At 62.0% G+C, this 12993-nt stretch carries 12 protein-coding genes and 1 pseudogene; 8 read left to right on the forward strand and 5 right to left on the reverse strand.

Annotated elements, in window-relative coordinates; all coding sequences use genetic code 11:
• Together H7995_RS21760 and H7995_RS21765 are read left to right on the forward strand one after the other, a co-directional pair.
• A pseudogene (locus tag H7995_RS21760) lies at positions 1 to 157 on the forward strand (amino acid ABC transporter permease); the annotation flags it as partial.
• Positions 158 to 225: 68 nt separating this feature from the next.
• The gene (locus H7995_RS21765; RefSeq protein WP_166591288.1) at positions 226 to 990 is read left to right on the forward strand and encodes an ABC transporter ATP-binding protein; all 765 of its coding nucleotides are present in this window, start codon (positions 226 to 228) and stop codon (positions 988 to 990) included.
• A gap of 42 nt (positions 991 to 1032) precedes the next feature.
• Here the strand turns inward: H7995_RS21765 and H7995_RS21770 are convergent, their stop codons facing one another.
• A complete protein-coding gene (locus tag H7995_RS21770) occupies positions 1033 to 1671 on the reverse strand; it encodes a LysE family translocator (RefSeq protein ID WP_182343955.1) in 639 nt (212 codons plus the stop codon).
• A gap of 85 nt (positions 1672 to 1756) precedes the next feature.
• Positions 1757 to 2383, reverse strand: a complete 627-nt coding sequence (locus H7995_RS21775; RefSeq protein ID WP_166591290.1) for an alanyl-tRNA editing protein — start codon at positions 2381 to 2383, stop codon at positions 1757 to 1759.
• Between the two features lie 91 nt (positions 2384 to 2474).
• Between H7995_RS21775 and H7995_RS21780 the strand changes: the two genes are divergently transcribed.
• Positions 2475 to 3473 carry a LysR substrate-binding domain-containing protein gene (locus H7995_RS21780; protein WP_185818830.1) on the forward strand — a complete coding sequence of 333 codons (999 nt, stop codon included), beginning with the start codon at positions 2475 to 2477 and terminating at the stop codon, positions 3471 to 3473.
• A gap of 148 nt (positions 3474 to 3621) precedes the next feature.
• On the opposite strand, the gene H7995_RS21785 is transcribed toward H7995_RS21780, so the two are convergent.
• Positions 3622 to 4020: a PA2817 family protein gene (locus H7995_RS21785; RefSeq protein ID WP_095167600.1), complete on the reverse strand. Its 399-nt coding sequence runs from the start codon at positions 4018 to 4020 to the stop codon at positions 3622 to 3624.
• Between the two features lie 95 nt (positions 4021 to 4115).
• The gene (locus H7995_RS21790; RefSeq protein ID WP_166591292.1) at positions 4116 to 6563 is read right to left on the reverse strand and encodes an acyl-CoA dehydrogenase; all 2448 of its coding nucleotides are present in this window, start codon (positions 6561 to 6563) and stop codon (positions 4116 to 4118) included.
• 249 nt (positions 6564 to 6812) lie between these two features.
• On the opposite strand from H7995_RS21790, the gene H7995_RS21795 reads away from it, so the two are divergent.
• The 4 genes from H7995_RS21795 to H7995_RS21810 all read left to right on the forward strand — a co-directional run bounded on the left by H7995_RS21795 (position 6813) and on the right by H7995_RS21810 (position 9981).
• Entirely contained in the window at positions 6813 to 7472 is a 660-nt protein-coding gene (locus H7995_RS21795) for a transglutaminase-like domain-containing protein (protein WP_166591293.1), read from the forward strand.
• 43 nt (positions 7473 to 7515) lie between these two features.
• Positions 7516 to 8139: a glutathione S-transferase family protein gene (locus H7995_RS21800; protein ID WP_166591294.1), complete on the forward strand. Its 624-nt coding sequence runs from the start codon at positions 7516 to 7518 to the stop codon at positions 8137 to 8139.
• A gap of 133 nt (positions 8140 to 8272) precedes the next feature.
• Entirely contained in the window at positions 8273 to 9205 is a 933-nt protein-coding gene (locus tag H7995_RS21805; protein ID WP_166591295.1) for an ABC transporter ATP-binding protein, read from the forward strand.
• Positions 9202 to 9981 carry an ABC transporter permease gene (locus H7995_RS21810; protein ID WP_166591296.1) on the forward strand — a complete coding sequence of 260 codons (780 nt, stop codon included), beginning with the start codon at positions 9202 to 9204 and terminating at the stop codon, positions 9979 to 9981. Before H7995_RS21805 ends, H7995_RS21810 begins: the two co-directional genes overlap by 4 nt.
• 50 nt (positions 9982 to 10031) lie before the next feature.
• Here the strand turns inward: H7995_RS21810 and H7995_RS21815 are convergent, their stop codons facing one another.
• Positions 10032 to 10553: a DUF2062 domain-containing protein gene (locus tag H7995_RS21815; protein ID WP_095167612.1), complete on the reverse strand. Its 522-nt coding sequence runs from the start codon at positions 10551 to 10553 to the stop codon at positions 10032 to 10034.
• 135 nt (positions 10554 to 10688) lie between these two features.
• On the opposite strand from H7995_RS21815, the gene H7995_RS21820 reads away from it, so the two are divergent.
• Complete coding sequence (locus H7995_RS21820; protein WP_166591297.1) at positions 10689 to 12929, forward strand: DNA internalization-related competence protein ComEC/Rec2; 2241 nt, start codon at positions 10689 to 10691, stop codon at positions 12927 to 12929.
• Positions 12930 to 12993: the final 64 nt, after the last annotated feature.

Genomic DNA, 12993 nt, shown 5'->3' on the forward strand with positions numbered 1-12993 from the left:
TCTGAAAGTCGCACGGGACGCCAACTCGGCGACCTTCCTGACGTTCCAGTCGTTCGGCATCGCCGCGTTGATCTACCTGGCCGTGACCTTTGCCTTGGTCGGCCTGTTCCGGGTTGCCGAACGCCGCTGGCTGGCATTTCTCGGACCGGCCCATTAAGGACGGCAGTCACCGTTTGCGGCCTGCGCGTCGCAGCGAACCCTTTTTCTTTCTGGATGTTTGCGCCCATGTACAAACTGACCATTGAAGAGTTGCACAAGAGTTACGGTAGCCACGAAGTGCTCAAGGGTGTGTCCCTCAAAGCCAAGACCGGGGATGTGATCAGCCTGATCGGTGCCAGTGGTTCGGGCAAGAGCACCTTTTTGCGTTGCATCAACTTTCTCGAAACCCCCAACGACGGCGCCATGAGCCTGGACGGCAAGTCGATTCGCATGGTCAAGGATCACCATGGCATGCGCGTGGCCGACGACGCCGAGTTGCAGCGCCTGCGCACGCGCCTGGCGATGGTGTTCCAGCACTTCAACCTGTGGGGCCACATGACGGTGCTGGAAAACATCAGCATGGCGCCACGCCGGGTGCTGGGTGTCAGCAAGAAAGACGCTGAAGAGCGGGCCCGCCGTTACCTGGAAAAGGTCGGCCTGCCGGCTCGTGTGGCGGAGCAGTATCCGGCGTTTCTTTCCGGTGGCCAGCAGCAGCGGGTGGCGATCGCCCGTGCGCTGGCGATGGAGCCGGAAGTCATGCTGTTCGACGAACCCACTTCGGCCCTGGACCCGGAGTTGGTGGGTGAGGTGCTCAAGGTGATCCAGGGGCTGGCCGAAGAAGGCCGGACCATGATCATGGTCACCCATGAAATGAGCTTTGCGCGCAAGGTCTCCAACCAGGTCTTGTTCCTGCACCAGGGGCGAGTCGAAGAGCAGGGCGCGCCGGAAGAGGTGCTGGGTAATCCGAAGAGTGAGCGTCTGCAACAGTTTCTCAGCGGTAACCTGAAGTAAGTGCGCGCGCGTTTGGCCTTGGGGCTGGACGCGCGTAGCTTTTTATAGCGAGAGCAACAGGCGTCCGGCAAACAGAATCAGGATCACGCCCATGGTCCGTTCGAACCAGTGGCCCATGCGCATGAACTGCAAGCGCACCCGATTGCTGGAAAAGAACAGCGCCACCAGGACAAACCACAGGGCGTTGACCAGGCACATCCACAGACCGTACAACGCCTGCACCCCTAGCGGCGTGGTGGCGCTGATGAGCGTGGTGAAGATCGCCAGAAAGAACAGCGTTGCCTTGGGGTTGGTGGCGTTGGTCAGGAAACCGGTGGTGAAGGCTTTGCCCAGGCTCTGCGGGGCATCGGGTGCGGCGGCGGCCGGTTCGCTGTCAAGCGTCGACTTGGGTTTGCTGCGCAGCAGGCTGACGCCCAGATAAACGATATAGCCGCCCCCCAGCACCTTGGCCACTGTCAGCAGCCAGGGTGTGGTGTGCATCAGTGCGCCGACGCCCAGCACCGTGTAAAGCACATGCACCGAAATGCCCGCGCCAATGCCCAGTGCAGTGCAGATTCCCACCCAGCGGCCAAACCTCACGCTCTGGCGGATCGTCACTGCAAAGTCCGGCCCCGGGGCCACCACGGCGAGAAAGTGAATGGTCGCCAACGCCAGGAACTCACCCAGATAATTCGAAAGCATTTCAACTCCAGCTGATAAGGGGAGCATGCTCTGGCGAGCATGCCGGTAACGTGTGCTTTCGGGGTGGGGCGAGGCAGGCCGGGACTCAGCTGACGTCGTAGCGCACGGACAGCGTGCCCTTCTTCTGCGAGAGGCTGGCGATGGTCACCGTGCCCAGTTCCTGCAGACGCTGTACATGGGTGCCGCCGCAACCGTAGGCGGGCAGTTCACCAAAACTGATTTCCCGTGCGCCTTCGCGCAGCGAGGTCAGGCGCGGCAAGTCTTCTTCAATCCACTGGGCCAGGGCATCTTGCAGTGCGCTGGCATCGAACTCCGTGGGCGTCTCACCCGGCTTGAACGTCACCCGCCCTTCGCCTGGCCAGTGATGGGCCTTGATCGGAATCCAGCCGAGGGTTTCGGCAAAGTGCCCGATCAAGTGCCCGGCCGTATGCAGCCGGGTATTGAGTTGGCGACGTTGCTCGTCGAGGCGGATGCGGGTCATGCCGGGGCTGATGGGGCGATCGACGTAGTGCACGATGCGCTCGGGCTCCTGAACCACCCGCAGGACCTGGCTTTCACCGATCCAGCCGGTGTCGCAGAGTTGGCCGCCACCTTGAGGGTGGAACAGCGTGGCGCGCAGTACGACGGCAAATTCGCTCTCGTAGGGCGTGCATTCCAGGACTTCCACGTTGGCACTGTGTTCATCGCTGTGGAAGAACAGGCGAAGCGTCATATTCCAGGCTCTTATCAAAATTTCCATTTTTTATTATATGGATGGCGCAATAGCGTGATAATCCGTTCAAACATCAAAGGACTGTTGCGCTGTGAGCATAAATCTCCCGTTACCGCTGTTGGGTGAAATGGCAATTTTCGTCAAGGTGGTCGAGACCGGCAGCTTCTCGGAAGCTGCGCGCCAACTGGGCTCTTCTCCCTCGGCGGTGAGCCGGAGTATCTCGCGCCTGGAAAAAGCCCTGGCCACCCGCTTGCTGCAACGCACTACGCGCAAGTTGCGCCTGAGCGATGGTGGCGAAGAGGTGTTCAAGCGCTGCCAGGAGATGGTCAGCGCGGCCCGTTCGGTCATGGAAATCAGTGGCCAGTTCACCCAGGAAGCCGAAGGGCGGGTGCGGGTCAGCGTGCCCAAGGCCGTGGGACGGTTTGTGATCCATCCACATATGCCGGAGTTTCTGCGGCGCTACCCCAAGGTCGATGTCGAGTTGCTCCTGGAGGACCGTGAGGTTGACCTGATCGACGACCATGTCGACCTGGCGATTCGCATCACCGACCGCCCGCCAGTGGGGCTGGTAGGGCGCCAGTTGCTGACCATCGACCACCTGCTGTGCGCGACGCCGCAGTACCTGGCGGAGCACGGCACGCCGAGCCATCCCCACGACCTGCTGAATCACAGTTGTATCTACCTGGGCGAAACGCCGAGCGACGCGCGCTGGAAGTTCAAGCAGGGCAGCAAGGCGGTGACCGTCGGGGTGCGCGGGCGTTATGCCGCCAATCACACCGGGGTGCGCCTGGGGGCCGTGTTGCAGCACATCGGCATTGGCAGCCTGCCGTACTTCACCGCCCGGCATGCGCTTGAGCAGGGGTTGATTGTGCAGGTGCTAGCGGACTGGAGCTTTCTTGCTTCCTACAGTGGTGGTGCCTGGTTACTGCACTCGCCAACCCGCTACTTGCCACCCAAACTGCGGGTGTTCATCGATTATCTGGTGGAGTGCCTGGAGAAAGAGCCAACGCTGAGTAAGCCGGGGAAATCCGCTGGGGCTGGCGCGCTCGTTGCGCACTATGAGTTGCCGGAGAGTGAGGGGCTGTTCTGAGGGGCGGCGGGGTGATTCAGGCTGTACGCGTGGTCGTCAACGTCCATCGCGAGCAAGCTCGCTCCTACAGTGTCCCTGGCTTACACGGGAATTTTGAAGAAGCTGGCTTGCCAGCGAACAGGGCCGCAAGCCATTGCAGGGCTGTTGATCAGTGCTTGCTGTCCTGGTTCGACAGGGCCAGCAGTTGTTTTTCCTGGTTCCAGTCGAAGGGTTCGTCGTTCTGTTCGGCTTCGAAGCGACGTTCTTCCAGGGCCTGGTACAGGTCGATTTCATCGTCGGGCATGTAGTGCAGGCAGTCACCGGCGAAGTACCACAGCAGGTCGCGTGGGACCATATGGGCGATTTGCGGGTAGCGCTGGATGATCTGGCACATCAGGTCCTGGCCCAGGTACTGGCTTTCGATCGGATCGATCGGCAGGGCGGCACGCAGTTCGTCGAAGCGTTCCAGGAACAGCGCATGGCTTTCTTCCGGAACCTGCTCGGCTTCACCGACAGCGACCAGGATACTGCGCAGGAGGTCGAGCTGGACGAGAGTTTGGTCGAGCATAACGGGAGTCCTCTAGAACTAAAGCAAAACGGGCGCCGGAGTATATAGCCCTGGCGCCCGTTTTTCATCTGTACCGCGCTGGACGGGCCCGGGTATTAGCGGACTTTGCCCTCGGCCAGTTGCAGTTGCTCCTTGGAAAAGTCATCGACGTCGATCACCTTGCGGCGCGCTACTTCGGCTTCGCGCAGGTTTTGCGCTTCCACGGCTTGCAGCACCCCGGCCTCGAGTGCCGCGTCGATGAGGTTCTCCCCGGCAGCGGGCTTGAACTGCCCGCTCTTGAGGGCCAGGTGGACTTTTTTCTGCAGTGGATGGACTGCATTGAGCAGGTCGCAGGCGTGTTGCAGGGCGCCCACCGGATCGTCGACGGCTTGCGGACGGTAGCAGCCGCCCAGCAGTTCTTCGAGGGTCGGGTCGCCCTTGGGCCGGCCGATCACGCCTGCCACTTCGGCACCGAGTCGATCGTCCGGGCCTTTGTGGCGGCGTCCGAACGGAAACACGATGACCCGCAACAGGCAGCCCAGCACCTTGCTCGGGAAGTTGCTCAGCAACTCGTCCAGCGCCCGCTCGGACTGCCCCAGGCTTTCCTCCATTGCCCAGGTGAACAGCGGCCGCATGTGTTCAGGCGAGTCGAGGTCGTGATAACGCTTGAGCGCCGCGGAGGCCAGGTACATGTTGCTCAGCACATCGCCCAGACGGGCCGACAAGCGTTCACGGCGTTTCAGTTCGCCGCCCAGCAACATCATGCTCAGGTCGGCGAGCATGGCGAAGGCAGCCGCCTGACGGTTGAGCGCGCGGAAGTAACCCTGGCTGAGTTTGTCACCGGGACTGTGTTCCAGATGACCAAGACCGAGGTTGAGTACCAGGGTGCTGGCCGCGTTGCTCACGGCAAAGCCGATGTGCTTGAGCAGCAGGCCGTCGAACTCTTTCAGTGCCTGCTCTTTGTCTTCGCGACCGGCGAGGGCCATTTCCTTCAGGACGAACGGGTGGCAGCGGATCGCGCCCTGGCCGAAGATCATCAGGTTGCGCGAGAGAATGTTCGCGCCTTCCACGGTGATGAAGATCGGCGCACCTTGCCAACTGCGTCCCAGGTAGTTGTTCGGCCCCATGATGATGGCCTTGCCGCCGTGCACATCCATTGCGTGGCTGATGCACTCGCGACCCCGTTCGGTGAGGTGATATTTGAGCACTGCCGAAAGCACCGAGGGTTTTTCGCCTAGGTCCAGGGCGCTGGCGGTGAGCATGCGTGCCGCGTCCATCATCCAGGCATTGCCACCGATGCGCGCCATGGCTTCTTGAATGCCTTCGAAGGCCGAGAGCGGCACGTTGAACTGTTCGCGCACCTGGGCATATTGGCCGGTGACCAGGCTTGTGAACTTGGCGGCGCCCGTGCCTACGGCCGGCAACGAAATCGAACGCCCCACCGACAGGCAGTTCATCAGCATCATCCAGCCCTTGCCGAGCATCTCCTGGCCGCCAATGAGGAAGTCCAGCGGCACGAACACGTCCTTGCCGGAGTTGGGGCCGTTCATGAACGACGCGCCGAGGGGCAGGTGGCGACGCCCGATTTCCACCCCGGCGGTATCGGTGGGAATCAAGGCCAGGCTGATGCCCAGGTCTTCCTCGTCGCCCAGCAGATGGTCCGGGTCATAAGCCTTGAACGCCAGGCCGAGCAGGGTGGCGACGGGGCCCAGGGTGATGTAGCGCTTTTCCCAGTTCAGGCGCAGACCCAGGGTTTCCTCGCCTTGCCATTGGCCTTTGCAGATCACCCCGGTGTCGGGCATCGCGCCAGCGTCGGAACCTGCCAGCGGGCCGGTCAGGGCGAAGCACGGGATGTCATCGCCACGGGCCAGGCGCGGCAGGTAGTGGTTGCGTTGTTCTTCGGTGCCGTAGTGCAGCAGCAGCTCGGCCGGCCCCAGTGAGTTGGGGACCATCACGGTGGAGGCCAGGTCGCCACTGCGGGTCGCCAGTTTCATCGCCACCTGCGAGTTGGCGTAGGAGGAGAACCCCTTGCCGCCGTATTCCCGGGGAATGATCAGGGCAAAAAAGCCGTTGGCCTTGATATGTGCCCAGGCTTCGGCTGGCAGGTCCATGGTCTGGCCGATCTGCCAGTCGCTGACCATGGCGCAGAGTTCTTCGGTCGGGCCGTCGAGAAAGGCTTGCTCCTCGTCGCTCAACTGCGCCTTGGGATAGGCCAGCAGCTTGTTCCAGTCCGGCCGGCCGCTGAACAGTTCGCCATCCCACCAGACAGTGCCCGCATCGATGGCGTCGCGTTCGGTCTGCGACATGGGCGGCAGGGTTTTCTGGAACCAGCTGAACAGCGGGGCGCTGAAGAATTTGCGCCGCAGGTCTGGCAGGAGCAGGGGGGCGGCCACGGCCGCCAGCGCAATCCAGAAAATCAGCAGCAACCAGCCTGGTGCATGACTCAGGATGCCCATCGCCAGCAGGTAGACGGCGACGATGCCCAGGGCGGGCAGGGGCGCGGTGCGGCGGTGAGCCAGATAGGCAATTCCGAACACCAGAACCAGTATCCACAACAGCAACATATTCAATCCTCCGTGAAACCAGGGTCAAAACCACCCCAAGAGCTTAGTCGGCATCTGCCAAAGGGGGCGGTTGGTACTATGTGTTTGAATGTGTAGGAAACAGGGGGTGTATTTCGCTTGTGAAACCGGGCGGCAAGCTGAGTAAACCCTGCGTGGGGTGTGCGACAAGCGCTCATGTTTGGCCGAAATGTCGTTATCTCTGTGCTGAGGGTATCGCTAGACTCGGGGCTTCCCCAGGAGAGCGTTCTCATGCACGAGTATCTAAGTCCCGGCCGCTTCATCGATAGTGACCACCCCTCGGTGGTGGAGTTCGCCGAAAAACATCGGGGCAGCAGTCGTGACCCGATCGCGCAGGCGGTCAATCTCTATTACGCGGTGCGCGAGGCCGTGCGCTACAACCCCTACACCTTCAGTCGTGATCCCGAGACACTGCGCGGCAGCTATGCCCTGGCCACCGGTGAAAGCTACTGCGTGCCCAAGGCCACTTTGCTGGCCGGCTGTGCCCGGCATTGCGGGATAGCCGCACGCATCGGCCTGGCGGACGTGCGCAATCATCTGTCGACTCCGCGCCTGATCGCCTTGCTCAAGAGCGATGTATTCGCCATGCACGGCTACACCGAGTTGTATCTGCAGGGGCGCTGGGTCAAGGCGACGCCGGCGTTCAATGCGCGGCTGTGTGAAGTGTTCGATGTGCCAGCGTTGGAGTTCGACGGGGTCAACGACAGCGTATTCCATGCCTTCAACCGGCAGGGGCAGCAGTCCATGGAGTACCTGGTGGATCATGGCCAGTTTGCCGATGTCCCCGAGGTGTTCTTTTTCGAGCACCTGCAGCAGTGCTACCCCCATTTGTTCAGCGAGCAAATGCCGGCCCTGTTGGGTGACATGCAGAGCGATTTGTCTGACGCCTGATCCGGCGTAGACTGCTGCGGCATTCATCCATTGAGGGAAGATCATGCTGAAGATCTGGGGTCGGAAAAACTCGTCGAACGTCAGGAAACCCCTGTGGGCGGCGCAGGAACTTGGCCTGGCCTACGAGGCCATCGACGCCGGCGGCGCGTTTGGGCTGGTCGATACGCCTGAGTACCGGGCCATGAACCCCAACGGCCGAGTGCCGGTGATCGAAGATGACGGGTTTGTCCTTTGGGAGTCCAACACCATCGTGCGTTACCTGATGGCCCGTCATGCCAATGGGACCCCTTGGTATCCGGCCGATGTCCAGGCCCGTGCCAGTGCCGAAAAGTGGATGGACTGGACCACTTCCAGTTTCGCCGGTCCGTTCCGCACCGTGTTCTGGGGGGTGTTGCGCACCCCGCCCGCGCAGCAGGACTGGTCGGCGATCAAGGCCGCGATCAAGGAGTGCGAAGCCTTGCTGGCGATGGCGGATCAGGCATTGGCCAGCCAGCCCTATCTGTCCGGTGCCGAGATCGGCATGGGCGACATTCCCCTGGGCAGTTTCATCTATGCCTGGTTCGAGATGCCTATCGAGCGCACCCATCAGCCCCATCTGCAAGCCTGGTACGCGCGCCTGAAACAGCGCCCGGCCTATCAGCAGGCGGTCATGACCGCGTTGACTTAATACTGACTATCAATACGCATGACTGTACTTGTGCGGCGTCGCCAAGCACCATAACGCTCATGCGCCGCGGTGGTTTTGCTCGCCGCGAGCCCCAACGTATTCCTCACTTCCCTTCTTGGTGCGTAAATCCGATATGAGTTCTGCTCTGTCCATCCGGCAGCTAACCAAAACCTACGGCAACGGTTTCCAGGCCCTGAGTGGTATCGATCTGGATGTCGCTGAAGGTGACTTCTTCGCTTTGCTCGGCCCCAACGGTGCCGGCAAATCCACCACCATCGGCATTCTCTCGACCCTGGTGAACAAGACCAGTGGCAGCGTGAATATCTTCGGTCACGACCTGGACCGCGACCCGGCCGGGCTCAAGCGCTGTATCGGCGTGGTGCCCCAGGAGTTCAACTTCAACCAGTTCGAAAAGACCTTCGACATCGTGGTGACCCAGGCCGGTTACTACGGGATTCCGTCCAAGGTGGCCAAGGAGCGGGCCGAGCAGTACCTGACCCAGCTTGGCCTGTGGGACAAACGCGATGTACCGTCGCGCTCACTGTCTGGCGGCATGAAGCGCCGGCTGATGATCGCCCGGGCGCTGGTTCACGAGCCGCGCCTGCTGATCCTTGACGAGCCCACTGCCGGCGTTGATATCGAACTGCGTCGCTCGATGTGGAGCTTTCTCACCGAGCTGAACCAGAAGGGCATCACCATCATCCTCACCACCCACTACCTGGAGGAGGCTGAGCAACTGTGCCGCAACATCGGCATCATCGACCACGGCACCATTGTCGAAAACACCAGCATGCGTAATCTGCTCGGCCAGTTGCATGTCGAGACGTTCCTGCTCGACCTCAAGCACGACATGCAGGTGGCCCCGCAGTTGATCGGCTACCCGAGCCGGCTGATCGACAGTCATACCCTGGAAGTCCAGGTGGATAAAGCGGTGGGCATCACTGCGTTGTTCGCTCAGTTGGCGACGCAGAACATCGAAGTGTTGAGCCTACGCAATAAAACCAATCGCCTCGAGGAGCTGTTCGTGTCCCTGGTGGAGAAAAATCTGGCGAAGGTGGCCGTATGAGTTCCGAACTGCAACCCAACCTCGTTGCCCTCAACACCATCGTTTACCGTGAAGTCCGCCGGTTTACCCGGATCTGGCCGCAGACCCTGCTGCCGCCGGCGATCACCATGGTTCTGTACTTCGTGATTTTCGGTAATCTGATCGGCCGGCAGATCGGTGACATGGGTGGCTTCACCTACATGGAGTACATCGTGCCGGGATTGATCATGATGTCGGTGATCACCAACTCCTACGGCAACGTGGTGTCGAGTTTCTTCGGCAGCAAATTCCAGCGCTCCATTGAAGAGCTGATGGTGTCACCGGTGTCCCCGCACACCATTCTGATCGGCTACACCCTGGGCGGCGTGCTGCGTGGCTTGATGGTCGGGGTCATCGTGACTTTGCTGTCGTTGTTCTTCACCGACTTGCAGGTGCATCACCTGGGCGTGACTGTCCTGGTGGTGGTGCTGACAGCCACTATTTTCTCGTTGTTGGGGTTCATCAACGCGGTGTTTGCACGTAACTTCGACGATATCTCGATTATCCCGACCTTTGTGCTGACTCCCCTGACTTACCTGGGCGGGGTGTTCTACTCCATCAGCCTGCTGCCGCCATTCTGGCAGACGGTGTCGCTGGCCAACCCGGTGCTGCACATGGTCAACGCCTTCCGCTACGGCATTCTTGGCGTGTCGGACATCAAGATCAGCATCGCCATCACCTTCATGCTGGTGGCCACCGTGGTGCTGTATGTCGGTTGTGCACGGTTGCTTGTCAGTGGTCGCGGGATGCGCACCTGATACCGTCACTCGGTGACAACAAAAAACGGCACCTCAGGAGGTGCCGTTTTTCATTTGGTCCGTCGGGCTTTCTTGCGTCGCGTCCACTGCCGGCCGACCCACCAACGCCAGTAGGTCATGGTCATGCAGTAAGCCAGGGCGCCGAGCACCAGGCCGGCCACCACCGAACCCAGCAGGAACGGTTGCCACAGCGTTGACAGTTCGCCGCTGATCCATTCCCAGGTCAGCTCCTCCGGCAGGCTGCGGGCGGGGACATTCATCAGCCAGGCGCCAGTCTGGTAGGTACAGAAAAACACCACCGGCATGGTGATCGGGTTGGTCAGCCAGACCAGGCTCACCGCGATCGGAATGTTTCCGCGCACCGAAATTGCCAGTGCCGCGGCCACCAGCATCTGCATGGGGATCGGCAAAAAGGCGGCAAACAGGCCCACGGCCATGGCTCGGGCTACAGAGTGGCGGTTGAGGTGCCAGAGGTTCGGGTCATGCAGCAGGGTGCCGAGAAAGCGTAAGGACTTGTGTTCCCTGATGCTGCTCGGGTCTGGCATGTAACGTTTGAATAAGCGCCGGGGCATAGGGCTTCTCGGTCAGTTCAGGCGGCAAGTATGCCCGGATTCGAGGAAACGCCCATTCAGACTTTGTGACAATTAATAAATGCGCGGCATCGTGACTCGGCTAATCCAAGAGAGGGAACTCTCAAGGACGGGCTTATGCGCACAGGGATGTTGGCGCTCGCGCTGGGTCTGTTGACCCTGGTTTTTTTGCCGGCCTTACCACCGGTCGGGATGTTGCTGGCGATGGTGTTGCTGGCGTTGATGCTGTTGCCGTTTCGCACCTATCCGCTGGCGTTTTTTCTGTTGGGCCTGGTGTGGGCCTGTATCAGTGCGCAGTGGGCACTCGATGACCGTCTGGCGCCGGAGCTCGACGGCCAGACTCGCTGGATTGAAGGCCGGGTCGTCGGCTTGCCCCAATACTCGCCAGGGGTAGTGCGTTTTGAATTGGCCGATGCCCGGGCGCGGCGTACCGAGGTGCCGACGTTGCTCCGGCTGGCCTGGTATGACGGGCCACGGGTCAACAGCGGCGAACGCTGGCGGCTGGCCGTGACGCTCAAGCGGCCAGTGGGCCTGCTCAACCCCCATGCTTTTGATTACGAGGCCTGGCTGTTGGCGCAACGCATCGGTGCCACGGCCACCGTCAAGGACGGACACCGTCTGCAGTCTGCGCAATGGGCCTGGCGCGACGCGGTTCGCCAGCGCTTGCTGGCCGTCGACGCCCAAGGCCGGGAGGGGGCGCTGGCGGCGTTGGTGCTGGGCGACAGCTCTGGGTTGAGCCGTGCCGACTGGCAGGTCTTGCAGGACACCGGCACCGTGCACTTGCTGGTGATATCCGGACAGCACGTGGGTTTGCTGGCGGGGATGGTCTATCTGCTGGTTGCGGGCCTCGCGCGGTATGGCCTGTGGCCGCAGCGCCTGGCGTGGTTGCCCTGGGCCTGTGGCCTGGCGTTCGCCGCAGCGCTGGGCTATGGGCTGCTGGCCGGATTCGAGGTGCCCGTGCGCAGGGCCTGCGTGATGATCGGCCTGGTGTTGTTATGGCGCCTGCGCTTTCGCCATCTGGGGGCCTGGTGGCCCTGGCTGCTGGCGCTGAATGCGGTGCTGCTGCTGGACCCATTGGCCAGTCTGCGCCCGGGGTTCTGGCTGTCGTTTGCCGCGGTGGCGGTGCTGATCTTCACCTTTGGCGGGCGACTGGGGCCGTGGCGCTGGTGGCAAACCTGGACCCGCGCCCAGTGGCTGATTGCGCTTGGCTTAGGTCCGGTGCTGTTGATCCTCAACCTGCCCATCAGCCTCACCGGTCCCTTGGTCAATCTGCTGGCCGTGCCCTGGATCAGCCTGCTGGTCCTGCCACCCGCCTTGCTGGGGACGTTGTTGCTGCCGGTGCCCTATGTCGGGGAGGGGCTGTTGTGGCTGGCTGGCGGCTTGCTCGATGGGTTGTTCAGTGCACTGAGCTGGGTGGCAGGGAAACTGCCGGCCTGGGTGGCGCCAGCAGTGCCTTTGTGGGCCTGGGCGATCGCTGTGCTGGGCGCGGTATTGCTGTTGCTGCCCAAGGGGGTGCCGTTGCGGCCACTTGGTTGGCCGATGTTGCTGCTGCTGGTGTTCGCGCCGCCCCGGGTGGTGCCCGAGGGCCGGGCCGAAGTCTGGCAGCTGGATGTCGGCCAGGGCCTGGCGATTGTGGTGCGTACCCGGCAACACACCTTGCTCTATGACACGGGGCCGGGTTTTCGCGGGTTTGACCTCGGCGCGCAAGTGGTCCTGCCGGCGTTGCGCAAGTTCGGTGTCCGCCACCTGGACCTGATGTTGATCAGTCACGCCCATGCCGATCATGCCGGGGGCGCACGCTCAATCTGGCGTGGCCTGCCGGTCAGGCAAGTCATCAGCGGCGAACCGCAGGATCTGCCGAATGAATTGCGTGCGTTGCCCTGTGCCAGTGGCAAGCAGTGGGAGTGGGACGGTGTGCGTTTTACCCTGTGGCATTGGTCTGGGGCGACTGACAGCAATCAGAATTCCTGCGTGTTGCAGATTGAGGCCAACGGTGAGCGCTTGCTGCTGACCGGCGATATTGACGCCCGTGCCGAGCGGGTGTTGCTCGATTCGCCGCTGGCGGTCAGCAGCCATTGGCTGCAAGCGCCGCACCACGGTAGCCGCAGCTCCTCGTCCGAGGCGTTTGTCCGTGCGCTGGCGCCCCAGGGGGTGCTGATTTCCCGGGGGCACGGCAACAGCTTCGGTCATCCCCATCCCCAGGTGGTCGAGCGCTATCAACGCCTGGGTGTGCAGATCTATGACAGTGCCGAGCACGGCGCGGTGCGCCTGCTTCTGGGGGAGTTCACGGCGCCGCAGGCGATGCGTCGCGCCGCGCGTTTCTGGCGCAGTGCGCCGTCTGTCAGCCCTGCGCCCTGAGGCGGCCCGGACTGGTGTCATGGCCGGGCACGGTCGTCGGCGGGCCCGGTCTCTACGGCCTGTC

The organism is Pseudomonas kielensis (assembly GCF_014236655.1).
Lineage (GTDB): Bacteria > Pseudomonadota > Gammaproteobacteria > Pseudomonadales > Pseudomonadaceae > Aquipseudomonas > Aquipseudomonas kielensis.

Bases quoted from the DNA above. Each gene is read 5' to 3' on its own strand.
- H7995_RS21765 (WP_166591288.1), top strand. From the start codon at position 226: ATGTACAAACTGACCATTGAAGAGTTGCACAAGAGTTACGGTAGCCAC.
- H7995_RS21770 (WP_182343955.1), bottom strand. From the start codon at position 1,671: ATGCTTTCGAATTATCTGGGTGAGTTCCTGGCGTTGGCGACCATTCAC.
- H7995_RS21775 (WP_166591290.1), bottom strand. From the start codon at position 2,383: ATGACGCTTCGCCTGTTCTTCCACAGCGATGAACACAGTGCCAACGTG.
- H7995_RS21785 (WP_095167600.1), bottom strand. From the start codon at position 4,020: ATGCTCGACCAAACTCTCGTCCAGCTCGACCTCCTGCGCAGTATCCTG.
- H7995_RS21790 (WP_166591292.1), bottom strand. From the start codon at position 6,563: ATGTTGCTGTTGTGGATACTGGTTCTGGTGTTCGGAATTGCCTATCTG.
- H7995_RS21795 (WP_166591293.1), top strand. From the start codon at position 6,813: ATGCACGAGTATCTAAGTCCCGGCCGCTTCATCGATAGTGACCACCCC.
- H7995_RS21800 (WP_166591294.1), top strand. From the start codon at position 7,516: ATGCTGAAGATCTGGGGTCGGAAAAACTCGTCGAACGTCAGGAAACCC.
- H7995_RS21805 (WP_166591295.1), top strand. From the start codon at position 8,273: ATGAGTTCTGCTCTGTCCATCCGGCAGCTAACCAAAACCTACGGCAAC.
- H7995_RS21810 (WP_166591296.1), top strand. From the start codon at position 9,202: ATGAGTTCCGAACTGCAACCCAACCTCGTTGCCCTCAACACCATCGTT.
- H7995_RS21815 (WP_095167612.1), bottom strand. From the start codon at position 10,553: ATGCCCCGGCGCTTATTCAAACGTTACATGCCAGACCCGAGCAGCATC.
- H7995_RS21820 (WP_166591297.1), top strand. From the start codon at position 10,689: ATGCGCACAGGGATGTTGGCGCTCGCGCTGGGTCTGTTGACCCTGGTT.